23 protein-coding genes and 1 pseudogene are annotated in these 25,969 nt (G+C 73.3%); 5 read left to right on the plus strand and 19 right to left on the minus strand.

The window, feature by feature from the left end; translation table 11 throughout:
• The 5 genes from AB0F72_RS34275 to AB0F72_RS34295 form a co-directional block, all read right to left on the minus strand.
• On the minus strand, nucleotides 1-969 hold a 969-nt coding region (locus AB0F72_RS34275), incomplete at its 3' end, for a polyketide synthase (protein ID WP_360440420.1).
• Between the two features lie 14 nt (nucleotides 970-983).
• Nucleotides 984-4,364: an amino acid adenylation domain-containing protein gene (locus tag AB0F72_RS34280; protein ID WP_360440423.1), complete on the minus strand. Its 3,381-nt coding sequence runs from the start codon at nucleotides 4,362-4,364 to the stop codon at nucleotides 984-986.
• 42 nt (nucleotides 4,365-4,406) lie between these two features.
• Entirely contained in the window at nucleotides 4,407-6,035 is a 1,629-nt protein-coding gene (locus AB0F72_RS34285) for a PhpK family radical SAM P-methyltransferase (RefSeq protein WP_360440426.1), read from the minus strand.
• Nucleotides 6,036-6,062: 27 nt separating this feature from the next.
• A complete protein-coding gene (locus tag AB0F72_RS34290; RefSeq protein ID WP_360440429.1) occupies nucleotides 6,063-6,818 on the minus strand; it encodes an alpha/beta fold hydrolase in 756 nt (251 codons plus the stop codon).
• A 20-nt stretch (nucleotides 6,819-6,838) separates the two neighbouring features.
• On the minus strand, nucleotides 6,839-7,642 hold the full coding sequence (locus AB0F72_RS34295) for an SDR family NAD(P)-dependent oxidoreductase (RefSeq protein WP_360440432.1): 804 nt from the start codon (nucleotides 7,640-7,642) through the stop codon (nucleotides 6,839-6,841).
• Between the two features lie 522 nt (nucleotides 7,643-8,164).
• On the opposite strand from AB0F72_RS34295, the gene AB0F72_RS34300 reads away from it, so the two are divergent.
• The 4 genes from AB0F72_RS34300 to AB0F72_RS34315 are packed head-to-tail and all read left to right on the plus strand — an operon-like array spanning nucleotide 8,165 to nucleotide 15,035.
• Complete coding sequence (locus AB0F72_RS34300) at nucleotides 8,165-12,754, plus strand: SDR family NAD(P)-dependent oxidoreductase (protein ID WP_360440435.1); 4,590 nt, start codon at nucleotides 8,165-8,167, stop codon at nucleotides 12,752-12,754.
• Complete coding sequence (locus tag AB0F72_RS34305) at nucleotides 12,747-13,985, plus strand: acyltransferase domain-containing protein (protein WP_360440438.1); 1,239 nt, start codon at nucleotides 12,747-12,749, stop codon at nucleotides 13,983-13,985. Before AB0F72_RS34300 ends, AB0F72_RS34305 begins: the two co-directional genes overlap by 8 nt.
• A 12-nt stretch (nucleotides 13,986-13,997) precedes the next feature.
• Nucleotides 13,998-14,291 carry a hypothetical protein gene (locus AB0F72_RS34310; protein WP_360440441.1) on the plus strand — a complete coding sequence of 98 codons (294 nt, stop codon included), beginning with the start codon at nucleotides 13,998-14,000 and terminating at the stop codon, nucleotides 14,289-14,291.
• Between the two features lie 12 nt (nucleotides 14,292-14,303).
• Nucleotides 14,304-15,035 (plus strand): SDR family oxidoreductase, encoded by a 732-nt coding sequence (locus AB0F72_RS34315; protein ID WP_360440443.1) that lies wholly within the window; start codon nucleotides 14,304-14,306, stop codon nucleotides 15,033-15,035.
• Here the strand turns inward: AB0F72_RS34315 and AB0F72_RS34320 are convergent.
• Together AB0F72_RS34320 and AB0F72_RS34325 are read right to left on the minus strand one after the other, a co-directional pair.
• Nucleotides 15,024-15,752, minus strand: a complete 729-nt coding sequence (locus AB0F72_RS34320) for an SDR family oxidoreductase (RefSeq protein WP_360440446.1) — start codon at nucleotides 15,750-15,752, stop codon at nucleotides 15,024-15,026. The genes AB0F72_RS34315 and AB0F72_RS34320 overlap by 12 nt on opposite strands.
• Before the next feature lie 156 nt (nucleotides 15,753-15,908).
• Nucleotides 15,909-16,286 (minus strand): hypothetical protein, encoded by a 378-nt coding sequence (locus tag AB0F72_RS34325; RefSeq protein WP_360440449.1) that lies wholly within the window; start codon nucleotides 16,284-16,286, stop codon nucleotides 15,909-15,911.
• A 237-nt stretch (nucleotides 16,287-16,523) separates the two neighbouring features.
• Between AB0F72_RS34325 and AB0F72_RS34330 the strand changes: the two genes are divergently transcribed.
• Nucleotides 16,524-16,679 (plus strand): hypothetical protein, encoded by a 156-nt coding sequence (locus tag AB0F72_RS34330; RefSeq protein WP_360440450.1) that lies wholly within the window; start codon nucleotides 16,524-16,526, stop codon nucleotides 16,677-16,679.
• 59 nt (nucleotides 16,680-16,738) lie between these two features.
• Here the strand turns inward: AB0F72_RS34330 and cydC are convergent, their stop codons facing one another.
• The 12 genes and pseudogenes from cydC to AB0F72_RS34390 form a co-directional block, all read right to left on the minus strand.
• Nucleotides 16,739-18,406 carry a thiol reductant ABC exporter subunit CydC gene (gene cydC / locus AB0F72_RS34335; protein ID WP_360440453.1) on the minus strand — a complete coding sequence of 556 codons (1,668 nt, stop codon included), beginning with the start codon at nucleotides 18,404-18,406 and terminating at the stop codon, nucleotides 16,739-16,741.
• A complete protein-coding gene (cydD, locus tag AB0F72_RS34340; protein WP_360440456.1) occupies nucleotides 18,403-20,070 on the minus strand; it encodes a thiol reductant ABC exporter subunit CydD in 1,668 nt (555 codons plus the stop codon). The genes cydC and cydD overlap by 4 nt, the downstream gene beginning before the upstream one ends.
• Nucleotides 20,071-20,250: 180 nt before the next feature.
• Nucleotides 20,251-20,445 (minus strand): hypothetical protein, encoded by a 195-nt coding sequence (locus tag AB0F72_RS34345; protein ID WP_360440459.1) that lies wholly within the window; start codon nucleotides 20,443-20,445, stop codon nucleotides 20,251-20,253.
• The gene (locus AB0F72_RS34350) at nucleotides 20,442-21,473 is read right to left on the minus strand and encodes a class I SAM-dependent methyltransferase (protein WP_360440462.1); all 1,032 of its coding nucleotides are present in this window, start codon (nucleotides 21,471-21,473) and stop codon (nucleotides 20,442-20,444) included. Before AB0F72_RS34350 ends, AB0F72_RS34345 begins: the two co-directional genes overlap by 4 nt.
• On the minus strand, nucleotides 21,473-21,784 hold the full coding sequence (locus tag AB0F72_RS34355) for an antibiotic biosynthesis monooxygenase family protein (protein WP_360440465.1): 312 nt from the start codon (nucleotides 21,782-21,784) through the stop codon (nucleotides 21,473-21,475). The genes AB0F72_RS34350 and AB0F72_RS34355 overlap by 1 nt, the downstream gene beginning before the upstream one ends.
• Entirely contained in the window at nucleotides 21,781-22,101 is a 321-nt protein-coding gene (locus tag AB0F72_RS34360; protein ID WP_360440468.1) for a TcmI family type II polyketide cyclase, read from the minus strand. The genes AB0F72_RS34355 and AB0F72_RS34360 overlap by 4 nt, the downstream gene beginning before the upstream one ends.
• Before the next feature lie 26 nt (nucleotides 22,102-22,127).
• Nucleotides 22,128-22,781, minus strand: a complete 654-nt coding sequence (locus tag AB0F72_RS34365; protein WP_360440471.1) for a class I SAM-dependent methyltransferase — start codon at nucleotides 22,779-22,781, stop codon at nucleotides 22,128-22,130.
• On the minus strand, nucleotides 22,778-24,160 hold the full coding sequence (locus AB0F72_RS34370; RefSeq protein ID WP_360440473.1) for an acetyl-CoA carboxylase biotin carboxylase subunit: 1,383 nt from the start codon (nucleotides 24,158-24,160) through the stop codon (nucleotides 22,778-22,780). The genes AB0F72_RS34365 and AB0F72_RS34370 overlap by 4 nt, the downstream gene beginning before the upstream one ends.
• On the minus strand, nucleotides 24,157-24,657 hold the full coding sequence (gene accB, locus AB0F72_RS34375; RefSeq protein WP_360440476.1) for an acetyl-CoA carboxylase biotin carboxyl carrier protein: 501 nt from the start codon (nucleotides 24,655-24,657) through the stop codon (nucleotides 24,157-24,159). Before accB ends, AB0F72_RS34370 begins: the two co-directional genes overlap by 4 nt.
• Before the next feature lie 23 nt (nucleotides 24,658-24,680).
• Nucleotides 24,681-24,992, minus strand: a complete 312-nt coding sequence (locus tag AB0F72_RS34380; RefSeq protein ID WP_360440479.1) for an antibiotic biosynthesis monooxygenase family protein — start codon at nucleotides 24,990-24,992, stop codon at nucleotides 24,681-24,683.
• A 57-nt stretch (nucleotides 24,993-25,049) separates the two neighbouring features.
• Nucleotides 25,050-25,514 carry an anthrone oxygenase family protein gene (locus AB0F72_RS34385; RefSeq protein ID WP_360440482.1) on the minus strand — a complete coding sequence of 155 codons (465 nt, stop codon included), beginning with the start codon at nucleotides 25,512-25,514 and terminating at the stop codon, nucleotides 25,050-25,052.
• Between the two features lies 1 nt (nucleotide 25,515).
• Nucleotides 25,516-25,968 (minus strand): annotated as a pseudogene (locus AB0F72_RS34390) (SRPBCC family protein); the annotation flags it as partial.
• Nucleotide 25,969 lies beyond the last annotated feature (1 nt).

Raw genomic sequence — 25,969 nt, forward strand, 5'->3', positions numbered from 1 at the left:
CAACCCCGCAACCTCGATCGGATCACCCAACGGCGTCCCCGTCCCATGCCCCTCCACAAAACCCACCGACCCGGCCGACACCCCCGCCACCGCCAACGCATCCGCCACCACCTGCGCCTGACCCGACGACGACGGCGCCGTAAAACCCGCCTTCCCACCACCGTCGTTGTTCACCGCCGAACCCCGCACCACCGCATGCACCACATCCCCATCCGCCACCGCATCCACCAACCGGCGCAGCACCACCACACCCACACCACTGCCGTTGACGGTTCCGGCCGCCTGCCGGTCGAAGGCACGGCAGTGGCCGTCGGGCGACAGCGCCATCCCGTCGGAGTGGCGGTATCCCTCGGCGTGTTCCGGCCGGATCCCGGCGCCGCCGGCCAGCGCCATGTCGCACTCACCGCCGAGCAGCGACTGACACGCCTGATGGATCGCCACCAGCGACGTCGAACACGCGGTCTGAATGGTCATCGCCGGCCCGCGGAGGTCGAGCTTGTAGGCGACCCGGGTGGCCAGGAAGTCCTTCTCGTTGGCGAGCAGCGCGGTCATGTCCGAGATGAGCGACGGGTCGGCGGCCACGGCCCGCAGCAGATAGGTGTTGACCGACGATCCGGCGTAGACAGCGATCCGTCCCGGGAAACGCGCCGGATCGTGCGCCGCGTCCTCCAGCGCCTCCCACGCCGTCTCCAGGAACAACCGGTGCTGCGGATCCAGTAATTCGGCCTCGTGGGCGTTGAAACCGAAGAACTCGGCGTCGAACAACTCCACGCCGTCCAGCTTCGCCTTCGCCGGCACATAACTCGGATGCCGATACACCGACTCCGGCACACCCGACGCCGCCAACTCCTCCTCCGAGAAAAACGTCACCGACTCCACCCCGGCACACAAATTCCGCCAGAACTCGGCAACACTCGACGCACCCGGAAAACGACCCGCCATACCCACCACCGCCAGCGCGCCGTCCATGTCCTGTCCGGTCATCAGTCGGTCTCCTCGGTGGGCTGGCCGGCGAGGCGGCGGTTCCGGTGGGTCTCCCGGCGGCGGGCCACCGCGCCGGTCCGCAGCGCGGCGCGGCGGCGCTCACCCCGGTCGGCGCCCGGCGCGGTGACCCCGGCCGCGGCCGGTTCCGGTGCGGACCGGAGCCGGACGATGTGCGCGGCCAGCGACGCCACGGTCGGGAACTGGAAGAGGTCGACGACGCCGATCTCGATGCCGAGCCGCTCGGTGAGCTCGGCGCGGACCCGCAGGGCGAGGAACGAGTGGCCGCCGAGGTCGAAGAAGTTGTCGGTCCGGCTCGGCGGGGGCACGTCGAGCAGGAGCTCCCACACTCCGGCGACCACCCGTTCGGTTTCGTTCACCGGCGGCTCGGCAGTGCCACCGGACGGCAGCGGGCGGCCGTCCTGCCAGGACAGCCGGGCACGGTCCAGTTTGCCGTTGGCGGTGATCGGCAGCGCGTCGACCTCGGCCAGCAGGGTCGGGACCATGTAGCCGGGCAGCTGGCGGCGGGCCAGGGCGCGCAGTTCCTCGGCGGTCGGGGCCGGCCCGTCCCGCAGCAGCACCAGGGCGGCCAGGTCCCGGCGTTCCGGCTCGTCTCCGCGGACCAGGACGGCCGCTTCGCGTACCGCCGGGTGGGTGAGCAGGACCGCCTCGATCTCGCTCGGCTCGATCCGGAACCCGCGCACCTTGAGCTGGGCGTCCAGCCGCCCGAGGAAGTCCAGCCGGCCGTCCGGGAGCCAGCGGACCAGGTCACCGGTCCGATAGAGCCGGGCGCCGGGCTCGGCGCCGAACGGGTCCGGGACGAACCGTTCCGCGGTCCGGCGCGGATCGCGCAGGTAGCCGCGAGCCACCTGCCGGCCTCCGAGGCAGAGCTCGCCGGGCACCCCGACCGGCACCGGCCGCCCGGTGGTGTCCAGGACATAGGTGGTGACGCCGGTGATGGGCCGGCCGATCGGCGGCGCGTGCACCACCGCGCCGTTCCGGGCGGGCACCGGGTCGGCGGTCGCCACCACGGTGTTCTCGGTCGGCCCGTAGTGATTCACCAGCCGGGCGGGCAGGTCCGGCGGCGGGGTACGGGTCAGCGCGTCCCCGCCGGTCAGCAGCGCCCGCAGCGACGACCCGGTCAGCGCCGGCTCGGCCAGCACCGCCTCGGCCACCGCCGTGGGCAGGAAGGCGAGGGTGATCCGCTCGTCGGCCAGCCAGCGCGCGAGCCGGTCCGGGGCGATCCGCACCGGCTCGGCGGGCACGTGCAGAGCGGCGCCACCGGCCAGCGCCGCCCACAGTTCCCAGGTACAGGCGTCGAAGCCGGGGCTGGCCACGAGCGTGGCCCGGTCACCGGGCTCGACCCGGTACGTCTCGACGTGCCATCGGACCAGATTGGCCAGCCCGGCATGGGTGACCTCGACGCCCTTGGGCCGGCCGCTCGATCCAGAGGTGTAGATGACGTAGGCGACCTCGTCCGGGCGCGGATCGGCGACCATCGGCACCGGCTCGTCGCCGCCGCCGGACGCCACGTCCAGCACCGGAGTGCTGGCCGCGGCGAACCGGCCGGCCAGATCCTCGCTGGTCAGGACCGCGCACGCCGCGCTGTCGGCCACCGCGAACGCGAGCCGGTCGCCCGGATGACCGGGGTCGAGCGGCACGTATCCGGCGCCGGTCTTGAGCACCGCGAGCAACGCCGTGACCAGGTCCGGGCCACGGTCCAGGCAGACCGCGACCAGCCGGCCGGGACCGGCGCCCGCCCGGTGCAGCCGGGCGGCGATCCGGTCGGAACGGTGCGCCAGATCCCCGTACCGGAGGATGTCTTGTCCGAAGCAGACAGCCGGCGCCTCGGGCTGCGTGCGCGCCCACTCACTCACCTGCCGATGCACCGGCGTGCCGGTCGGGACCGCCGCGTCGCCGGCCCATTCGCGCAGGATGCGGCGCTCCTCCTCGGGTTCCAGGACGGCCGCCGCGGAGAGCCGTCGCTCGGGCTCCGCGCAGAGCGAGCCGAGGAACGCGCGGTACTGGGTCATCAGCCGGTCGATGCGCTCGGCGTCGAAGAGGTCGGTGCTGAACTCGAACTCGCAGTCGATGTGCCCACCCGCCTCGAACGCCATCACCGAGAGGTCGAACTTGGCCGCTTCACCGACCATGTCCAGCAGTTCCACCTCCAGCGGCCCGGCGCGCAGACGCCCCGAGGCCGGCAGGTTCTTCATCGCGAACGCGATCTGGAACAGCGGGTGCCGGGCCGGGTCACGGCGCGGGCGCAGCCGCTCGACCAGCAGCTCGAACGGCGCCTCGTGGTGAGCCTGCGCGTCGAGCACCACGTCGCGCACCCGGCCGACCAGCTCGGCGAACGACGGATCGCCGCCGGCGTCGGTCCGCAGCACGACCGTGTTGGCCAGCAGCCCGACGAGCGGTTCCAGCTCGATCCGGTCACGGCCGGCGACCGGGGCGCCGAGCACCACGTCGGTCTGCCCGGTCTGCCGGTGCAGCAGCGCGACGAACCCGGCCAGCAGCACCATGTAGGTGGTCGCGGACCTGCTCCGAGCACAGTCACGGATCAGCTCGGTGACCCGCGGGTCCAGGCGCAGCACCCGCCGGCTGCCCTGCCAGCCCTGCACCGCCGGACGCATCCGGTCAGCCGGCAGCTCGGTCGCGGACGCGCCGGTCAGCTGCCGCTCCCAGTAGCCGAGCTGCTCGTCCAGCTCGCCCGCCTCGATCCGGGCGTGCTGCCAGCGGGCGTGCCCGGCCGGGTCGAGCACGGGCGGCTCCGGCGCCTCCCCGTTCCCCGTTTCCGCGGCGTAGAGCGCCACGAGGTCCCGGATCAGGACGCTCAGCGACCAACCGTCCACGACGATGTGGTGCATGTCCAGGAACAGCCGGTGGTCGTTCTCGCCGAGCCGGAACAGACTCGCCCGCAGCAGCGGCCCGGACCGCAGGTCGAACGGCGGCTGCCGGTCGGCCGCGACGGCCCGGCGCAGGTGAGCGGGGGGCAAACCCTCAAGGTCAACTTCCTCCAGGGGTACGGGGGACGGACCGCGAACGGTCTGCACCGGCTCGCCGCCGACCTCGTCGAACACCGACCGCAGCGCCGGATGGTGCTCGGCCAACCGGCTCAGTGCCCGGCGCAGCGCGGTCACCGACAGCGGTCCGGTCAGCCGCAGCACGGCCGGCACGTGATAGGCCGGGCTGTCCGGCTGGAACTGGTGCAGGAACCAGAGCCGGCGCTGGGCGAACGACACCGGCGCGGGCCCGGCGCCGCCCGCCCCGGCCCCGGCCGCCGGGTCCGGCGCGGTGTCACCGCGGGCGATCGCCTCGGCTCCCGCGGCCAGGCGGCTCGCGAGTCGTGCCGCGGCGGTGTCGGTGGACGTTCGGTGCACGGTCTCGCTCCTGTTCGCGTGGGTGCGTGCGGTCGGGCCCGGTCAGGCCACCGGCTGCTGCGGCGGCGGGTTGACCACCTGGAACTGGCTGGCCCGGCGCAGGTCGTCGAGCAGCGCGGCCTGATCGGCGCCACCACCGGGGTGCCGCAACTGGTCGGCGAGCACCGCGTTGAAGCCGCGCACGAAGTCCTTCACCTGCGGCATCGACATCCCTTTGCGCTGCAGGTAGAAGGTGCTCCACTGCTCGAACCCGAACTGCGGCAGCCAGATCGAGCTGGACACGTCGAGGAAGAGGTCGTCGATGATCTGCGCGGCGGCGCCCCAGTCCATCGTCCGGTGGCTCCAGTTGAACGCCTCGCCGCGGATGCCGAGCTCGTCGCGGCGCTGATAGATCGGGGTGACCGGGTCGCAGTACCAGAGCTGGGCCCGGAAGAAGTCCGGCCGCCCCTGGTCGAGCAGGCTGATCGTCTCGGCCACGGTCTGCTCGGTCTCGCCCGGGAAACCGATGATCAGCGAGGCGTAGGTGGAGATCCCGTGGTGGTTGAACGCCTCCAGCGCCTCCAGGTAGTCCGCCCGGCGGGCCGTCTTGTTCATCTGCTTCAGCAGCGTGTCACTGCCCGACTCGATGCCGAGGAAGACGCCCTCGCAACCGGCCTCGGCCATCAGGTCGATGGTGGCCCGGTCGCCGTGGTCGCTGCGGTAGAAGCAGTTCCACTTGAAGCCGTAGTCCTTGTCGATCATCATCCGGAGGATGTCCCGGAACCGGTTCTTCGGGACGTTGAACGTGTCGTCGATGAACGTGACGGTGGAGACCGAGCCGAGCTTCTTGATGTTGTCCAGCTCGCGTTCGACGTGCGCCACGTCGAGGTAGGTGTACTTGCCGGCTCGTTGCGGGAAACCGCAGAAGGCACAGGAGAACGGGCACGACTTGGCGGTCCGGGTGGTGACGAACTCGTTGAACGCGCCGTCGAAGAGGCGGTAGTCGACCAGCTCGGTGAGCGGGTTCGACTCCACGTCGGTCCGGGTGTGCACGAAGTCGCCGTCACCGAGCCGGTAGGCCAGGTTCGGCACGTCGGCCGGGTCGCCGCCGGTGCGCAGTGCGAACACCAGCCGGGCCAGGGTCAGCTCCCCCTCGCGGCCGGTCACGTAGTAGTCGGCGCCGAGGTAGTCCATCATCGCGTCCAGGTCCGGCCGTTTCAGCGCGGCGACCTGGTTGGTGATGAACGGCCCGCCGACCACGATCGGCACGTCCGGGTGCGAGCGGCGGATGAACTCGACGATCTCGATGATCGGCTGCGGTGAGACGTAGAGCGTCGTGGTGATCGCCACCAGTTTGACCCCGGCGTCGAGTTTCTCCCGCAGCTGGGCACGCTCGTGCTGGAAGAGGTTGACGAAGTCCACGCTGATCCCGCGCCGCGCCAGGAAACTGCCCAGGACGGTGACCACCGGCCAGAGGAAGTCGGCGTTGTGGAAGTACGGCTTCGCGGTGCCCGGCTCGTTTTCGTGGAAGTGGGAGAGCGCGTCCAGCGCCCGCAGCGGGCGGCCGTCGTGGTCGATGTAGGCCAGCCGCAGATCACGGAAGGCGCCGGACTCCTCGCCCATCAGCCGGACGTCGCGCACGTACTCGGCGAAGTCGGTGTCGTTGAAACCGACGATCAGACATTCGGTCATGGTGCTGCTCCGGACTGTCGAGAGTGGTCAGCCGGGTTCGCCGGCCAGGTCGGCGGCGATCACCGGGAGCAGGCCGCTGCCGGGTGCGGTATGGAAGAAGTGCGCTCCGGGCATCGTCCGGCCGCGATAGGAGCGCGTGGTCAGGCGGCGCCAGCCGGCCATCGCCTCGGCGCTCGCCAGGACGTCCTGCGCGCCGGCGAAGCCGACGATCGGCACGTCGAGGAGGGCGTGCGGGCCGGACTCGTACCGCTCGATCCACCCGAAGTCGGCCCGCAGGACCGGGACCAGCAGGGCCGCCAGCGCCGGATGTTCGAGGATCTCGGCCGGGGTGCCGCCCATCGTCACCACCTGGCGCAGGAACTCGTCGTCGCCGAGGCGCAGCACGCTGCGGGCGAAACCGGACGTCGCATCCGGCGGCCGGGAGGCACCGACGAACAGCCGCTCGGGCAGCGGGGCGCCGCGACGCTGCAACTCCGCGACGGCCGCGTGGCCGAGCAGGGCGCCGAAGCTGTGGCCGTACAGGGCGTAGGGGCGGGTCTCGGCGGCCAGCACGTCGGCCACGTCGGCGACCTCGACCTCCGGCGGCTCGTTGATCCGGCTCTCCCGGCCGGGCAGCTGCAACGGCCGCACCGAGAGCTCCGGCGGCGCCGAGGTCACCCAGGACCGGTACGCGGTGGCGCCGGCGCCCGAGTGCGGCAGGCAGTAGAGCGCGACCGGCGCCTCGGCACGTTCAGGGAACAGGAACCACTGGGACAGCCGGCCGGCGGATGAGTGGACGCTCACCGTGTCGTACCCCCGCTTTCCTAGTTGACGACGGCGATCGCGCCGCCGTCGACCCGATGATTGGCACCGTTGATGAAGCCCGCGTGCGGGCTGGCCAGGAACACCACCAGCGCGGCCACGTCCTGCGGCCGGCCCAGCCGGCCGGTCGGGTTGTCGATGGACCGGGTGAGCACCTCGCGCTCGATGTCGGACCAGTCCGGGCCCCAGCCGTTCTCCTCCGCCAGGGACCGCACGTACGCCTCCACCCGCGGGGTGACCACGATCCCGGGACTCACCGTGTTCACCGTGATCCCGGTGCGGTCCAGGGCCCGCGCCAGCCCGGTGGTGAGGTTGACCAGGGCCGCCTTGGTGGCGGAATAGGCCACCGAGCCGGCCTGCGGCGCGGTCGCCGCGCCGCTGGCGATCTGGATCAACCGCCCCCAGCCGCGCCGCCGCATGCCCGGCACCAGGGCCTGGGCGAGCCGGGCCGGCGCGACCACGTTGAGCTCGTGCAGCCGCCGCCAGTCCTCGGCGCTGGTCTGGTCCCACGGGCGGTCGAGACCGGTGGCGGCGCAGTTCACCAGGATGTCGACGCCGCCGAGGTGGCGTTGCGCGGCGCCGGCCAGGCGCTCCGGGCCGTCGTCGTCGAGCAGCTCGGCGACGATCGGCTCGGCGTCGCCACCGGCCGCCCGGATGTCCCGGACGACCGCCTCAGCGGCGGGTGCGCTGCGGCCGTGCACGACTGTCGCGACACCCTCGGCGGCCAGAATGCCGGCCACCCGGGCGCCGATGCCGGAGGACGAGCCGGTGATCAGGGCGCGCTTGCCCTCCAGCCCGAGGTTCACCGTGGTTCCCCGTGCCGATGTGCCGCGGAATAGCTCCGCACAGAAATCATCCCCGTCTTTCTGCGTCACCAGTGTGAATTCCGGTCAGGCCCGGTCACCAAGCGCGGCTCATGGCACACCCATGCCGCTTTCCGCGTTGGACGCAGCACATCACGATCACGCCAATGCCGCAACCTCCATTTCTTGATCATATAGGCCTATGCGCACCCCATTCGAGGCTCGCCGCCCTTGGTGAGCAGCGCGGATCCCGTCAGATCGAATCATTCGCATAACCTCGCAAACTGGGTCATAAATAGCCGCTAATCGGGCAAAATTAGTTTGTACAACTGCGGATTTACGCGAGTGGACACCTCTCGCGGGATGTGTAACCATCGTCCGGACGGGTGGATCAATCATTTATGGATCATGAGCCGATCGGCAGTTTCCGCCGGGCTTGAGAATATGGCGTCTACTCCTTATTAAAGGATCCGCGGAATCTGCACCTGCGCGCCCCGCAAAGCCTCCCGAAAGGACCAGCCCTTCATGGAGATCGCCATCGTGGGCATGGCTGCCGCATTCCCCGGCGCCGGCGACACCGCGGCCTTCTGGGCCAACCTGGTCACCGGAACCGACGCCGTCACCGAGGTCGAGCCCAGCCGGTGGGACGCCGATCGCCACTATCGCGCCGGCGACCCGCGACCGGGAGAGCACAGCCCGTCGAAGTGGGGCGGATTCCTCGCGCCGATGCCGTTCGACCCGGTCGCCCACGGGGTGCCCCCCGCGGCGCTCGGCAGCGTCGACCCGGCGCAGCTGCTCGCGCTCCTGGTGGCCGGGCAGGCCCTCGCCGACGCCGGTTACGACACGAGGGAGTTCCCGCGGGACCGTACCTCGGTGATCTTCGGCGCCGAGGCCGGCGCCGACCTGGCCACCGCCTACGGCGCCCGCGCCCTGGTGGCGACGAGCTACGACGAGCCACCGGCAGGCCTCGACGAACACCTGCCCCGGCTCACCGAGGACTCCTTCCCCGGCATCCTGTCCAACGTGATCGCCGGGCGCATCGCCAACCGGCTCGACCTCGGCGGCGTCAACTACACCGTCGACGCGGCCTGCGCCTCATCGCTCACCGCGGTCGACCTCGCCGTCAAGGAGCTGATCACCGGCACCAGCGACATGGTGCTCTGCGGCGCCGTCGACGTGCACAACGGGCTGCACGACTACCTGCTCTTCGGCTCGGTGCAGGCACTGTCGCCCACCGGCCGCTGCCGTGCCTTCGACGAGAGCGCCGACGGCATCGTGATCAGCGAGGGGGTGGCCTGCCTCGCACTGAAACGGCTCGCCGACGCGGAACGCGACGGCGACCGGGTGCACGCGGTGATCGCCGGTGTCGGCGGCGCCAGCGACGGCCGCGCCATGGGCCTGACCGCGCCCCGCGCACAGGGCCAGCGCACCGCGATCGGGCGTGCCCTGCACGCCGCCGGTGTCCGCCCGGCGCAGATCGGCCTGGTCGAGGCGCACGGGACCGGCACCGTGGTCGGCGACCGCACCGAGCTGTCCGCGCTCTCCGAGGTCTTCGCCGGCGACGGGGCCGTGCCCGGCTCCTGCTCGCTCGGCAGCGTCAAATCGCTGATCGGGCACACCAAGTGCGCGGCCGGCATGGCAGGCCTGATCAAGGCGGTCCGGGCGGTGCAGACCGGGGTACGCCCGCCGACCGGCCACCTCACCCGGCCCAACCGCTTCTGGGAGCCTGCCACCAGCCCGTTCACGTTCGACCGGGCCGCACGCCCCTGGCTGCGCCCGCCCGCCGAGCGGGTCGCCGGCGTCAGCGCGTTCGGCTTCGGCGGGACGAACTTCCACGCCGTGGTTCGCGCCCACCCGTCCACCGCCGACCCCGAGCAGGCGATCGAACGCTGGCCGGCCGAGCTGTTCCTGCTGCGCGGGACGGACGCCGCGGCGGACCTGACGGCGCGCGCCGAGGCGGCCGGCGACTACCCCGGCGTCATGCACGCGCTCGCCCTGGAGTGGTTCCGGCACACCAGCGGCGACAGCCGGCCGGTGCGCGCGGCAGTGGTGGCCGGCGACCTGCCCGCGCTGCGCAACGCCCTGCGCCGGGTCGCCGAGGGCACCGCCGACCCGGCCGCCGGCGTGCACCTGGCCGGCGATTCACCCGCCTCTCTCGAGGTGGCCTTCGTCTTTCCCGGGCAGGGCAGCCAGCGGCCGGGCATGCTGGCCGACCTGTTCACCGCCTTCCCGGCGCTGCGCACCGAGCTCTACCAGGACCCCGCGCTGGCCGGGGTGATGTTCCCGCCGGCCGCGTTCGGCGAAGCGGACACGGCCGCCCAGCGCGACAGGCTCGCGGACACCCGCCACGCGCAGCCCGCCCTCGGCGTGGCCGGCCTGGCGCTGCTCGACCTGCTCACCGGGTTCGGCGTCCGGCCGGACATGGCCGCCGGGCACAGCTACGGCGAACTGCTCGCCCTGTACACGTCCGGCGTGCTGTCCCGCTCCGAGCTGCTGCGGCTCAGCCGGGAACGCGCCGCCGCGATGCACGCGGCCGCCGGGGACGGCGGTGGCATGGTCGCCGTCTCGGCCGGAGCCGACGAGGTCAGCGCGGTGCTGGCCGATCACGACCCGGACGGGACGGTGGTGATCGCCAACCACAACGGCCCGCAGCAGGTGGTGATCGCCGGGCCGGTCGGCTCGCTGGAATCCGCGACGGAAGCGCTGCGGGCGGCCGGCCACCCGGTCACCCGGCTCGCCGTGTCCTGCGCGTTCCACAGCCCGGCGATGACCGGCGCGGCGACCAGGTTCGACGCCGCGCTGGCCGGGAGCTCGCTTCGCACACCGGCGGTGCCGGTGTGGGCCAACGTCTCCGGTACGCGTTACCCGGCCGACCCGGCGGAGATCCGGCGCCTGCTCACCGGGCAGCTGGCCGCACCGGTGCGGTTCCTGTCCCAGGTGGAGGACATGTACGCGGCGGGCGCCCGGGTCTTCGTCGAGGTGGGTCCGGGCCGGACGCTCAGCCGCATGATCAGCCGGATCCTCGGTGACCGGCCGCACGTCACCGTCCCGTGCGACGTGCCCGGTGAGCCCGGTCTGCCCCGCCTGCTCACGGCGCTCGCCACGCTGGCCGCCGCGGGCGTGCCGGTGGACGCCGGCCGGCTCTTCTCCGGCTCGCGGGCGGTGGCCGCCCCACCGCCCCGCCGCACCGGGTGGACCGTGGACGGGCATCTGGTCCGTGGCGCCGACGGGTCGCCGGTGCCGGGCGGTCTGCGACCGGCGGACCAGGCGCCGCGGCTGACGGCGGCGAGTGGCGGCGGTTCCCGCGAGGCGACGGTGCTCGAGTTCCTCCGGACCAGCCGGGAGCTGGTCGGCGCGCAGCGCGACGTGATGCTCGGCTACCTGAACGGCTCAGCTCCCGCCGCCCCCGTTACGGTCCCGCCGGACGCTCCCGAGGAGGTGGCGCTTCCCGCCACCGGCGACGTCCCGGCCACGATCGTCCGGCTGCTCAGCGAGCGCACCGGGTACCCGATCGAGATGCTCGGGCCCGGGCTGGACCTGGAGGCCGAGCTCGGCATCGACTCGATCAAGCGGACCGAGCTGGCGCAGGCGCTGCTGGAGCGACTCGGCGTGCCCGCACCGCCGGAGGGGGTCGGCGTGCTGGTCGCGGCCCGCACGATCGCCGAGCTGACCACGCTGCTCGACGGCGTTCCGGCAGCCACCCCGGCGGTTGCCGGCACGCCTGCTGCCGACCGGGCGCCCCTCCCGCCCGAACGCTACGTCCCGATTCGCGAACCCGTGGCGGCGCCCGCCGGCGCCTCGCTCGCCGGGCAGCGGATCCGTCTCCTCGGCGGCCCGTCCGACCTGGCCGCCGCGCTCGGCGAACGACTGGCCCGGGACGGCGCCCGGATCACGCCCGACGACGATCACGCCGACGTGGCGGTGCTGCTCGCGGACGGCGGCACGGCCGTACCGCGGGTCTACGCCGGCCTCCGCCCGCTGCTGCTGGCCGGCGTGCCGGAGATCGCCGTCGTGACCACGGGCGACGGCGCCGGCCTGCCCGGCCTGGTCCGGGCCGCGACACATGAGTACCCCGGATCCCGGCTGCGGCTGCTGGATCTCGACCCGGGCCTCGGACTCGCCGAGCGGGCCGGCCGCATCGCCGAGGAGCTGACGATCCCGGCGCGAGGCGTGTTCCAGCTGACCGGGAGCGCCCGCACGATCCGCCGTTACGTCCGGCAGGACCTGAGCCCCGGTGACGATGAACTCGCCCTCGACGCCGGCTCGGTGGTGCTGCTCACCGGGGGCGGCCGCGGCATCACGGCGCGAACCGCCCTGGCCCTGGCCGCCCGGTCCGGCTGTCATGTCGAGCTCGTCGGCCGTACCCCGGCGATCTCCGGTCGTGAAGACCCGGCGACCGCCGGGCGCACCGATCCGGCGGAGCTGCGCCGCGCCCTGCTCGACGCCGGCTACGCGACGCCGGCGGAGGTGGAACGGCGGATGCGGGAGCTGCTCGCCCAGCGCGAGCTGCGGAGCGTCCTGGACCGGCTCGCCGCGAGCGCCGCCTCGGTGCGCTACCACCGGGTGGACGTCCGCGACGGCGCGCGGCTCGCGGCGACGGTCGACGACGTGTACCGCCGGCACGGCCGCATCGACGTGGTGGTCCACGGCGCCGGGATGGTGGCCGACCGGTTCATCAAGGACAAGGACCCGGACGCGTTCGCCGCCGTCTACGACGCCAAGGTGAGCAGCGCGCGGGTGCTGCTGGACACCCTGAAACCCGACCTGCGCCTGCTGGTCCTCTTCTCCAGCGTCTCCGGCGTCTTCGGCAACAGCGGCCAGGCGGACTACGCGGCGGCGAACGACGCGCTGGACGCGCTGGCCTCGGCGGCCGCCGACCGGATCACCGGCCGGACGCTGGCGGTGGCGTGGGGACCGTGGGCCGCCGCCGGCGGCGGGATGGTCTCGGCCGCATTGGAGCGGGAGTACGCACGCCGCGGGATCAGCGTGATCGACCCGGAGGCCGGCGTCGAGGCCCTGCTGCACGAGATGCGCCACGGGCCGCGCGACACGCACCAGGTGATGTACCTGGCCGGCGACCCGGCGCCGTTCCGGGCGGAGGACTTCGATGGTTGAGCCGGTGCTCCGGCTGGCGAGCGAGTCCCCGGCCGGGCTCGCCGCGCTGCTGTCCACCCCCGGCCGGCCTGCGACCACGGCCGGGCCCTGCCGGCTGGCGCTCTTCTCCCCCACCCCGGAACGGCTCGCGCTCGCCCGCGAGGTGGTCTCCCGGGAGCAGCGGTGGGACGGTCCGGGCGGCCTCTGGTACAGCACCACGCCGGTGGCGCAGCCGGCCCGGATCGCGTTCCTGTTCCCCGGCCTGTCCGCGCACGAGCGGCCGCCGCTGGACGACGTGGCGGACGCGTTCGGGCTGCCCCGGTACCGGCCGGACCACACCGGCACGGTCGGCGGCCGGACCGGCGACCTGCTGCACACCGGCCGTCTGCTGAACGCCGCGCTGCGCCGGATGGGTCTGCGCCCGGACCTGGTGGCCGGGCACAGCGCCGGCGAGTGGAGCGCGCTGTTCGCGGCCGGGCGCTGGCCGGAGACCGCGTTCGAGGAGTTCGTCCGCCGGATGGGCCCGGACGCCTACCGGCTGCCGGACGTGGCGTTCGCGGTGGTCGGCTGCCCGGCGACCGAGGCACGCCGGCTGATCGACGGGGTGGCCGACGTGGTCATCTCGCACGACAACAGTCCGGTGCAGACCGTGCTCTGCGGCACCGACACGGCCATCGGCACGGTGTTCCGGCGGATCAGCGACCCGGCCGTGCCGCGTACCGTACTGCCCTTCCGGTCCGGGTTCCACAGCCCGATGCTGGCGCCCTACCTCGATCCGGTGGCGTCCGTGCTGCGGGACGTCCCGCTGTGCCCCGGCGAGGTGCCGGTCTGGTCGGCCACCACTGTCGGCCGGTACCCGGAGGACGACGCGGCGCTGCGGCGCCTGCTGGTACGCCACCTGGTCGCCCCGGTCCGGTTCCGGGAGCTGGTCGAGCAGCTCTACGAGGAGGGCGTCCGCGTCTTCATCCAGGTGGGGAACGGCAGCCTGGACAGGTTCGTCCGGGATTCGCTGACCGGCCGTGCCGTCACCGTGGTCAGCGCGTCACGCGGGCGGCCGGACGGGCTCGCCGAGCTGGGACGGATGGCGGCCGCGCTCTGGGCGCAGGGCCTGGAGCCGGACTTCAGCGTGCTGCCCGGCGCGTCCGCGGTGGTGCGCGACCCGGTCGCCGCGGAGTTCCAGGCACTGCTCGACGAGGTGGCCGGCGCGGGACGCGACGTGCTGACCGGCTGGCAGGCGACCCGTGCCCGATGACAGAGTCGCCTCATGACCGAACGTGACATGCCCGCCCTGACCCGTGCCGAGCAGGAGCTGGTGGACCGTTACCTGCGCATCATCGACCTGGTGGCACGCCTCAACCCGGCCCGGGACAGCGGCCACTTCGACGTCATGGGGTGCGTGCTGGCCGGGCAGGCGCTGCAGGCCGAGGCCAAGGCGATCACCGAGGTGGCCGAGACCATGCGGGACCGGGGTGAGGACACATTGTTCGCCGAGACCATGGCCCGGGCGATGCGCGCCCTGGACGGGGAGAAGCGCATCGCCCGGCTCAAGCTGCCTTGACGGAGGTTTCCCGTGAGTTCTTCTCCCCCGCGCGCGGTGGTCACCGGGGCTGCCAGCGGGATCGGCGCCGCCGTGGCTGCCCGTCTGCGGGCCGCCGGGTGGCAGGTCGTCGGCTGGGACCGGCGTCCCGGAGACGACGGTCTGACCTGGCGACAGGTCGACGTCCGTGACCATGAGCAGGTGGCGGCCGCCGCGGCGGACATCGGCCGGGCCGACCTGCTGGTGAACAGCGCCGGTGTCGGCGGTCGCGGCCCGGCCGAGGAACTGGCGCCGCGAGCCTGGGAGAAGGTCATCGGCGTCAACCTCTCCGGCACGTACTACTGCTGCCGCGCGCTGTTCCCGGCCCTGCGCGAGGCCGGCGGCTTGGTCGTCAACATCGCCTCGGTGGCCGCGCACCAGGCGATGGTGGAACGCGCCGCGTACTGCTCGTCCAAGGCCGGCGTCGTGATGCTCACCGAGGTGCTCGGCATCGAGTGGGCGCGGCACGGCATCCGGGTGGTGGCGATCAGCCCGGGGTACGTCCGTACCCCGCTCGTCGCCGACGGATTCGACCGCCGGCTGCTCGACGAGGAGGCCATCATCCGGGCCACGCCGCAGCGACGCCTGGCCGAGCCGTCCGAGGTGGCCGAACTGATCCACACGATGACCGGCCGGGATCTCGGTTTCCTGACCGCGACAACGGTACGGTTCGACGGCGGCTGGACGGCTAGCGGCGGTTACCAGCCCTCGTCCTCAGATCGGTGACCCGGTCGGGCGCACCACGATCGTGTTCACGTCCACGCCGGGCGCCTGGCTCAGCGCCCACACGATCGTCTCCGCGACCTGATCGGCGCTGAGGATCGGCCCGCTGGGCGCCCCGCGCCGGCTGTCCTCCCAGAACGGCGTGTCCACCCGCCCCGGAGCGATGAGCGTGACCCCGATCCCGTCCTCGGCGACCAGCAGCCGGGCGTTCTCCGCCAGCCCGCGGATCGCCCACTTGGTGGCGCCGTAGATGTTGCCCCGGTTGTGCAGCTGCCCCACGATGCTGCCCACCAGCACGATCCGCCCCCGCGTCGCGCGCAGCGCCTCCACCGTGGCCCGGATCAGCAGCATCGGGCCGAGCACGTTGGTGAGCACCATCTCGCGCCAGCCGCCCGGATCCCCGGTGGCCAGGTTGTCGTGCGTGGCGAAACCCGCGTTCGCGACCGCGTTGTCCAGCCGCCCGAACGTGGCGATCGCCTTCTGCACGGTCTCCTGAACGGTGTCGTAGTCGGAGGCGTCCCCCTGAACGGCGATCAGCTCCGGCGGCCCGTCTGCCTCGGCCACGAACTGATCGAGCCGGTCCTGGTCCCGCGCCAGCACCACGACCCGGTGCCCCCGGTCCAGAAGCTGCCGCGCGACGGCGGCCCCGATCCCGGTGGAGCCCCCGGTGATGAGCGTGACCGGCCGGTCGCCGGACGCGGCGTGGTCGTGCTGTCGCATGAGTCCCCCCGTGTGGAACCGGCAACGGTCCAAAGCACCCGATATGGACCCTAGTCGATCCCGAACCCCTTCGCCATCGACTCCACCGAGATGCTCAAGGGCACGCTGGAAGGCTGCGTGCGGCGTCCACGCCCGGACCGCCCTGCCCGGTTTCGGTCACTGCGGCAGGCGTTCGGCCGCCCCTCGGCCGAGCGCCGCCCAGATCTCGGTGACGGTGTGGAAGACGACCCCCTCCGGTAGCCGATCCAGATCCGCGAGCACGTCGTCCGGCGCTCCGAGGATCTCGGCGCCCCGGCGAAGCCCCGCACGATCCCCGGGCATGCTGGACAACCCGATGTATCGCCCGAATCGGGTGAGGTCCGCGTGGTTGTCCATGTCCGGCACCCGGCTTGCCTCGGGCTGATCCTCGCCGGCCGGCTCGGGCGTCTTCCACTCCTCGGCCCGTCCGCCGGCGATGCCTTGGACATTGCCCCGGACCTCCTGTTTCATCTCTTCGTCGAGACGTGTGCCGTGTTTGTTGCTGACTCTCTCCATGGCCGCCGAATGCCCCTGCCAAGCTGCCGTAAACCGGGTCAAGCCGGGCAGTGTGGCGAGACCGGCTGCCCGGCTCCCGGGACCGCGCACGCCCCGGCGGGCGCGGTCCGCCGGGGACATCGCCCCGCCGCCCTGCCCGTACCGAAATCGGGGGTCGCCGTCCGTCGTTTGCCCGCCGGGTGGACGGGTAGCCACTGCGCGACGGGCATAGGCAGGGTGCCAGCCTTAGGAGACGAAGTGACAATGGAACCGATCGGCGATCCGGGCGACGACACGGGCGACTTCGGCGAGGAGCACGAGAACACCGAGGTCGCACCGCAGGAGACCGACGACGGCGAGCCGGAGAGCCCGGAGCCGTTCACCGGCGGCCTCGACCGCGAGGGACCACCCTGAGGCGACGAGCCCCGGACAGCACGGGCGAGCGAGCGGCAGTGCGGTGTGGACGCCGGCGATCACCGGCCCGGCAGGCGGATCACCTCGTCGACACCGCTGAGGTCGGCTTCCCGATGCGTGATCAACAGGACCGTACGGCCGTGGGTGGCGTCGAGCAGGTCCGCGGTCAGGGCGGCGGCGGTCGGCTCGTCCAGGTGTTCGGCCGGTTCGTCGAGAACCAGCACCGGCGGGTCGGCGAGCAGCAGCCGGGCCAGGGCCAGGCGGCGGCGCTCCCCGCCGGAGACCGCCATCCCGTGCTCACCCACCTCGGTGTCGAGGCCGGCCGGCAGGGACCGGACCCAGTCCTCCAGCCGGGCGGCGGCCAGAGCCTGCCACAGCTCGGCCTCGGTGGCGCCGGGACGGCCCACCCGCAGGTTGGCGGCGATGCCGGTGTCGAAGAGGTACGCGCGGTCGTCGAGCAGCCCGACGACCCGGCGCACGTCGGCGCCGCGCATGTCACGCAGGTCGGTGCCGTTGAGCGTCACCCGGCCGGCCTGCGGATCGAGGAAGCGCACGAGCAGGGCGGCGACGGTGGACTTGCCGGCGCCGCTGGGCCCGGCCAGCGCCACCCGGCGTCCCGGAGCCAGGGTGAGGTCGAGTCCCCGCACGGCCGGATCGGCCCAGCCCGCTGTCACATCGTGCAGACGCAGCGTGTACGGGCCGGCGGGCAGCGGCACGGGGTCCGCCGGATCCGGCGCGGGCGGTGCGGCGTCGACGACCTCCGCGACCCGGCGCAGCGCCGCCCGGGCGCCCGCCAGTCGCTGCGCGGCGGCGGGAAGCCCGCTGACCGCCTCCGCGACGGCGAGCGGGGTGAGCGTCACGACGGCGAGGAGCTCACCGGAGATCGTGCCGGCCCGGACGGCGGCCGCTCCCGCGATCAGTCCGGCCAGCACGCACGCGCCGGTGACCAGGACCGCGGCGGCCGAGCCGAGTCCCGCTGTCGCGGCCGAGCGTTCGCCCGCGGCACGCAGCCGGCGGTCGGCGTCGGCGGCCGCCGCCAGGTGCGTGCCGGTGGCGCCGAACGCCGTCAGGTCGGGCAGGCCGTGCAGCAGGTCGACGGTGTGCGTGGCAAGTTCGCCCCGCAACGGCGCGAGGCGGCCGTCGCTGCGGCGGGCGGCGCCGGCCTGCACCGCCGGGACGCCGATCGCGAGCACGATCAGCGCCACCGCCAGGGCGAGACCGGCCGCGGGCAGCAGCGTGCCGGCCAGTGCCACCGAGCCGACCCCGACGAGCAGGGCGGCGGCGTACGGCAGGACCACCCGGACGAGCACGTCGAGGACCGCGTCGACGTCGGCGGTGAGCCGCTCCGCCAGGTCGCCGCGGCGGAACCCGGCCAGCCCGCCGGGCGCCACCTCCGCGAGACCCCGGTAGGCGCGCACCCGCAGGGCGACGAGCGCCCGGAACGCGGCGTCGTGGCCGGTCAGGCGCTCCAGGTAGCGCAGGACGCCCCGGCCGATGCCGAAGGCACGGACGGCCACGATGGCGACCATCAGCTGCAGCACCGGCGGGTGCAGGGCGGCCCGCGAGATGAGCCAGGCGGCGCAGGCCATCAGCCCGACGCCGGCCGCGCCCGCGCCCGCGCCGAGCACCGCCGAGACGAGCAGCCGGGGCAGCGCGGGCCGGGCCGTGACGAGAACGAGCCGGAGCCAGGAGGTCCGGGGAGCGGCGCCGGCCCGCGTCACCGTCACGCCGGCACCGCCGTCGTCGTGGCGGTCTTGCCCGAGGCGCCGAGGCGGATCTCCCGGTCGGCCAGGGCGATCAGCTCGGGGCGGTGCGCGGCGAGCACGACGGTGCGGCCCCGGGCCAGCCGGCGGATGCTCGCCTGCACCTCGGCCGCGGTGGCGTCGTCGAGGTTCGCGGTGGGCTCGTCGAGCAGCACCACCGGCGCGTCCCGCAGGAACGCCCGGGCCAGCGCGATGCGCTGCCGCTGACCGGCGGAGACGCCGGCGCCGTCGTCGCCGAGAACGGAGTCGTAGCCGCCGGGGAGGGCGGTGATGAACCGGTCCGCCCCGGCCGCCTCGGCGGCCGCCCGCACCTCGGCCTCGGTGGCGCCGGGGCGGCCGAGCCGGATGTTGTCGGCCACCGACGCCGCGAGCAGGTGCGGCCGCTGCGGCACCCAGGCGAGCCGCTCGCGCCACGCGGCCAGGTCGAGTCCGGCGAGGTCGGCGCCGCCCACGGCGATCCGCCCGGCGGCCGGCGCGTGGAATCCGAGCAGCGCGGCGAGCACCGTGGACTTGCCGCAGCCGCTCGGGCCGGTGAGCGCCACGATCTCGCCGGGCCGGATCCGGGCGGTCAGGTCCTCGACCGCCGGCCGGTCGCGGCCGGGATGGCGAAGCACCAGACCGGACAGCTCGATGCCGGCCGGCCCGGGTGGTGGAGCGGCGTCACCCCCGTACCCGGGAAGGGGGGTGTCCAGCACGGCGAAGGTCTCCTCCGCCGCGGCCAGGCCCTCCGCCGCCGCGTGATAGTGCACGCCCACCTGGCGCAGCGGGAGGTACGCCTCCGGCGCCAGGATCAGCACGAGCAGCGCGGTGGCCAGGTCGAGGTCGCCCTCGAGCAGGCGCAGGCCGACGCCGACGGCGACCAGGGCGACCGAGAGGGTGGCGACGAGCTCGAGCACCAGTGTGGAGAGGAACGCGATCCGCAGCGTCCGCATGGTGACCCGGCGCTGGTCGTCGCTGACCCGGCGGATGGTCGCGGCCTGCGCGGCGGCCCGGCCGAACACCTTCAGGGTGGTGAGGCCGGCGACGACGTCGAGGAAGTGGTGCGACAGGCGGGTCAGCAAGCGGAACTGACGCCGGTTCGCGGCCTGCGTGTGCAGCCCGACGAGCGCCATGAAGATCGGGATGAGCGGGAGGGTGACCAGGATGGTGACCGCCGCGATCAGGTCGGCGGGGAACAGCCGGGCCAGCATCACCACCGGGATCACCGCCGCCAGCACGAGCTGCGGAAGATACCGCGCGAAGTAGGCGTCGAGGGCGTCCAGGCCACGGGTGGTGAGCGTGCTCAGCTCGCCGGTCCGCCGGCCCGGCATGCCGCCGGGGCCGAGCGCGACGAGGTGCGGCAGCAGGCGGGAGCGCAGCTGGGACTTGGCCGCGGCGGCGGCGCGGGCGGCCGCCCGCTCCTGCGCGTACACCACGGCGGCGCGGGCGACGACGGTCCCGGCCAGGCCGGCGATCAGGGCCGGCGACAGCACGGCGCCGTCCAGGAAGACCGAGGCGATGCCGGTGGCCAGCAGCGACGCCTGCGCCACCACGAGCACCGCGCCGGCGACGCCGAGACCGACGGTCAGCGCCAGGAAGGCCCGGGTCGCCCGCGCGTATCGCAACAGACGGGGGTCGAGAGGCCTCACGAGCGGGCGGGCAATCGGTGCATCGGCGGGCCTCTCATCTACGCGGCGTCGAGCGGCGGCCGGGGACCGGACCGGGGCAACGCGTCGTGAGCGAGCTGCCGTCCAAGATACTGCACGGTTCCATACCGCACGGTCCGGCTGCGGGGCGGGATGCGCCGTGGCGGCACACCCCGCCCCCGGTCAGCGGGGTGGCGCGATGCGGCGTTCGATCTCGGTCCACATCGTTCGCTCGTGGTCGGTGAGCGGGCGATCGGGCTCGGGCCGCTCCCGGTCCTCGTCCAGCGGCACGCCCGCCATCGCCGAGCCGTGCAGGACGAGGCCACGCCAGACGGCGCGGGCCACGGCGGCCAGGACACCGGCGAGGCGGCGCCTCACCGTGCCGGAGAGGCGATGAGCACCCGCAGCGGCAGGTGCGCCACCGTGTGCAGCTCCGGGTCGGCGAAGCCGCTCGCCGACAGCATCCGGTCGTACGCGGCCTTCGAGTGCACCTCGCCCTGCGCGGTCCAGACCAGCATCAGAATCGAGAACAGGTACGGCGCCGGGTCCTCGGCCGGGGTGCCGTCGCCGGTGGTGAACCCGACCAGGGCGAGGCGGCCGTCCGGCTTCAGCGCCTCCCGTGCCCGGCGCAGCAGCTCGATGCCGCGCTCCTCGGAGAAGTGGTGCAGCACGTTGGTCAGCATCACCACGTCGTACGGGCCGCCGAGGGGCTCGGTGAACATGTCGCCGGTCAGGAATCCGACCCGGTCGGAGACGCCCAGCCGCTCGGCGTGGCCGGCCGCGACGGGCACCACGTTCTCCCAGTCCAGGCTCGTCACGGTGGCCTGCCGGTGACGCTGCGCGAAGGCGTACCCATAAATGCCGTGCCCGCAGGCCATGTCGAGCACCTTCAGCGACGGGCGCGCCGCCGCGAAGTGCTCCAGGGCGTCGGTCATCACCTGGGCGGTCGGCGTGGCGATCGCCGAGGCGAACGAGGCGAAGTCCACCCAGTACTGGTACTCGGCCGTCTCGGCGTGCTCGTCCATCACCGTGCCGCCGTGCCGGACCGCCTCGGGGAGCCGCTTCAGCGCGTCCCACTCCCAGTCGCTGGAGATCACCTTGGTCATGTCGCCGAGGTACTGCGGGCTCTTGCTGACCAGGAACTGCTCGGCGCCGGGCGGCAGATGGTAGGCATCGCCGTCGATCCCGGCCAGCGAGATCGCGACCATCGCGTCGAGCAGGATCCGGGTCCCCCGCGGGTGGGTGCCGAGGCGGCCGGCGAGCGCGTCCGCCGTCGCGGGGCCGTCCGCGAGGGCGTCGAAAACGCCCAGCTCGACGGCCGTACGCAGAAGGCTCGTTGATTTGTAGGCCTGCATCAGGCCGTTCAGTCGCTCCCGGGTCACGGGCGTGGTGGTGGTCGCCGGCATCAGGCTTTCCTTCCCTCTGGTGAGCGGTGGACCAGGCGCATGGTGGTCATCCGGACCGCCCGGCGGTACGGGTCGAGCCGCGCCCGGTTCCCCCGGTGCGCCTCGCTGGTCTCGAAGCGGCGGAACGACTCCTCGTCGGTCCAGTCGGTGACGACGTGGTAGACCGGGCCGGGCTCGCGGTAGAGCTCCTGCGCGAGGTTCGCGGGCTCCCGGCTGATCACCCGGGCGATCTCCGTCCAGGCCTGTTCGAACTCCGCGTCCCGGTCCGGGTCGATCCGCATGGTCAGCAGCACGCGGAACACCCCGCTCACCGCACCCAGGTGTAGAACGGCTCGGCCATCGCGTCGCGAGGTTCCTTCCAGGCCGGGTCGTACGGCGAGATGAACTTGCTGAGCTTGGTGTTGACGTCGTCGAACAGCTGGTGCTGCCGGGCGTCGTAGAGCCGGTCGGTGAGGCCGTCCTGCGCCTCGATGAGGTGCAGGTAGAGCCCGCGGTAGAAGAACAGCGTCCGGCGGGAGGCGCCGAGCATCAGCGGCAGATCGGTGGCGTCCGACTCGGCGAAGATGTCCGCGACCGCCTGCTGGTCGCCCTCGTCCATCCGGGCGATGATCAAGGTCCGTTGTGCCATCGTGGGTCCTTCCGGGTTGGCGGCGGTCAGGCTCGGGCGAAGCAGAGGATGAACGCGTCGCCGGTGTCCGCCGGGGTGTACTCGGTGCCGGCGTACGCCCGGTACGGGTGCCGGAGCACCTCCACGCGGTCGAAGAAGCGCAGGTAGCGGTCGAGCATCGCGGCCGGGGTGGTGGTGCAGGTCGCGGCGTCCGGCACCGCGCCGTCCAGCGAGAACATCGGCACGAACCGGCCGCCCGGCCGCAGCGCGCGGACCAGCCGCGGCATGAACTCGTCCAGCCGGGCGCGGTCCTCGAAGAGCTCCCGCGGAAGCTCGGGGTCGAAGAACACGCCGTCGTAGGCGGCCTCCGGCAGCCGGTCCAGGTGGTCGAAGAAGTCGGCGTGGACGATGTCGAGGTTGTCCGGCGCGGCCGGATGCTCGGCCCGGAACAGGTCGATCACCTCGGCGTGCTTCTCGATCACGGTGTGCCGGTGGGTCTCCGGGTGGCCGGCGATGCGCAGCGCGGAGAAACCGAGGCCGAGGCCGACCTCGAGGAAGTCGCCGCCGCCGGCGCAGAGCAGGTCCGCGGAGCGCCACATCAGCTCCGCCTCCCAGCCCTGCATCGCCTGCACACCGTCGATGAGCAGGGTCACCTCGCCGTCCGCGCCGCGGACCAGGGAGATGTCGGATGTCAGCGTCATGGGTGAGCTCCAGGTGGTTGGGGTCCCCGCTCGGCGACGACGCGGTCGACCAGGGAGGTGGTGTGCAGGCCCTTGCGGAACAGCGGATGGGCGATCAGCTCCCGCAGGAATCCGGTGGTGGTGCGGACGCCGGGACCGGCCACCCGCAGCTCGGCGAGAGCGCGGTCCATCCGGTCCAGGGCGGTGTCCCGGTCCGGCCCCCAGCAGATGACCTTGGCGATCAGGGAGTCGTAGTGCGGGGTGACTGTCATTCCCGGGTACGCGTGGGTGTCCACCCGCACGAACGGCCCGCCCGGCGGCACGAACTCGACCAGCGGGCCGGGCGCCGGCGCGAAGCCGTGATCCGGGTCCTCGGCGTTGATCCGGCACTCGACCGCCACGCCTCGCGGGCGCACGTCCTCCTGCCGTATCGACAACGGCTGGCCGGCCGCGATCAGCAGTTGCTCGCGGACCAGGTCCACGCCGGTCACCATCTCGGTCACCGGATGCTCCACCTGGATCCGGCAGTTCGCCTCCATGAAGTAGAAGTCCCGGCTCGCCGGGTCGAGCAGGAACTCGAACGTGCCCGCGCCCCGGTACCCGGCCGCCCTGGCGCCGCGCAGCGCGGCGGCGGTGATCCGGTCGGCCAGCTCCGGGCTGACCACCGGCGACGGGCTCTCCTCCACGAGCTTCTGCCGCCGCCGCTGCGCCGAGCAGTCCCGCAGCCCGAGGTGCACGGCGTTGCCGTGCTCGTCGCAGAGCACCTGCACCTCGATGTGGTGCGCGGCGGTCAGGAACCGTTCGAGGCAGACCCGGTCGTCGCCGAAGAGCGCGCGGGCGGTGTCCCTGGTCCGCCGGTAGGCCGCCGCGAACGCGCCCGGCTCGGTGACGATCTCCATCCCGCGCCCGCCGCCACCGGCGACGGCTTTGATGATCACCGGATAGCCGATCCGGTCGGCGGCGGCCCGCGCCTCGTCCTCCTCCACCGCCGTGCCGGTGCCCGGCAGGATCGGCAGCCCGGCCTCGGCCATCGCGGTGCGCGCCGCGGCCTTGTCGCCGAACCGGCTGATCACCTCCGGTGGCGGTCCGACGAACGTCAGGTCGTTGTCCGCGCAGGCGGCGGCGAAGTCCGGGTCCTCGGAGAGGAATCCGTATCCCGGATGCACCGCCTCCGCGCCACGCTGCACGGCGGCCTCGATCAGGGCGGCGGCGTTCAGATAGCTGCGCCGGGCCGGCGCCGGTCCGATGTGGACCTGCTCGTCACCGAGCCGGCCGAGGACCGCGTCCCGGTCGGCGGTCGAGTAGACGGCGATCGAGCGGATGCCGAGCTCCCGGCAGGCCCGCACGACGCGTACCGCGATCTCGCCGCGGTTGGCGACAAGCACCGAGCGGAACCTCATGATCGCCCTCCGGGAAACACCTCGGCGCAACCGTCACCGGCTCCGGCGGTGGTCACGGTGAGCAGCACCTGGTCGAACTCGACAGGCGCGGCGTCGGCGACCAGCACCTCCACCACCGTGCCGGCCACCGCCGACTCCACCGGGTTCATCAGCTTCATCGACTCGACGATGCCGATCTGCTGCCCTTTCTCGACCTTGTCGCCGGGCGTCACGAACGGCGGCGCCTCGGGCGCCGGGGACCGGTAGAACGTCCCCAGCAGGGGCGCTCGCACGGCCACCAGCGTGTCGTCGGCGGCCTCCTCGGTGACCAGCGGCGGCGCGGGCGCCGGCGCGGTGGCCGGCGCGGTGGCCGGCGCCGGACCCGCTTGCGGCCAGTGGACCTCGATGCTGGCGTCGCCGGACCGCAGCCGGATCCGTGACGGCGTGTGCGGGGCGAGCTCGAACAGCATCGCGGCGGTGTTGCGCAGCTGGTCGAGCGGGGATTCCTGATCGTTCACGGCACTCCCTTCGCGGTCGGCGGTCAGGTCTCGGAGGCGACGTCGAACGTCTCCCACGGCCGGGTCCGGCCGGTGTCCAGATAGGGGCGCAGCGGCGTGGTGTGCCGGTGCGTGTCGGAGTGCACCCAGCGCTGCAGGTCGTCCTCGGTGCGCCAGCGGCTGGTCACCATCAGCACGCCGGGCTCGTCCCGGGAGCTCAGCAGTTCGCTGCTGACCATGCCGGGGGTGCCGGCGAGCTGGTCGCCGATCCGGCGGTACGTCTCGGCCAGGCTCGTCACGTCGCCTTCCGGCACGCGGTACCAGAGGATTACGCGTACGTCGGTGTCGGTCGTCATTTCTCTCCTCGTCTCGCCGGATTCAGGTGGACAGCCGTCTAGGCGGGTTCGGCGGGTTCAGGTGGACAGCAGAAGGCCGACGGCTGCCGCGTTCGCCGCGAAGGCGCCCATCGCCAGCACCGTGCGGGCCAGGTTCCAGCGCTGCCAGTCGGCGCGCGGGTCACGGGCGGCGAAGTCGTCCGGCAGCCGATCCGGGTCGAGCGCGAGGACCCGGCGCTTCAGCGGCGCCGCCCGGCTCGCCGACACCGCGATCACCCCGGCCAGCGCGGCCACCGCCACGATCAGCGCGGGCCGGGCGGCCCGCGCCGGTCCGATGGCCACCAGCGCGATGTCGGCGGCGATGGTGATCAGTACGGCGATCGGCGCGAGCGGATCGAACCGCGGCGACCAGAAACGGTGCAGCCGCACGTACTCCGGCCCGCTCAGCCGCCGCATCCACGGCACGCCGCCGATCGCCGACCACAGCAGCATCCCGGCGACCACGCCGCCGGTGAGCAGGGCGACGGGCAGCAGCAGCGCCATCTCAGGCCGTCCGGGCGGCCGACTCGACGAGCGTCCGGATGCGCTCCATCTGCACGGCCGTGTTGCGATTGAGCCGCTCGGCCATCCCCTCGTCGCCGACCGGCGCGTCCGGGCGCATCTCGAAGTCCTGTACCCAGCGCATCCGCACGCCGCCGGGCGCCTCGGTGTACTCCCAGAACAGGCTCATGTACTTGAACCAGCCGGGCTCGACCCGCTGCGCCCGTACGGTGCGCCGGCCGGCGTCCGGAGTGCGCTCGCTCACCCAGCTCCACGCGTTGCCCTGCTCGTCCGCGTGGGTGGTGAGCCGGAACCGGACCGTGTCGCCGTCCCGGCCGAGGATCTCCGCCTTGGCGTACTCGCTGAACAGTTCCGGCCAGCTCTCCACGTCGTTGGTCAGGCGCCACACGAGCTCCAGCGGCGCGTCGATGAGAATGCTGTTGTCGGTGTGACCGGCC

The sequence above is a fragment of the Actinoplanes sp. NPDC023936 genome, assembly GCF_040639325.1.
Lineage (GTDB): Bacteria > Actinomycetota > Actinomycetes > Mycobacteriales > Micromonosporaceae > Actinoplanes.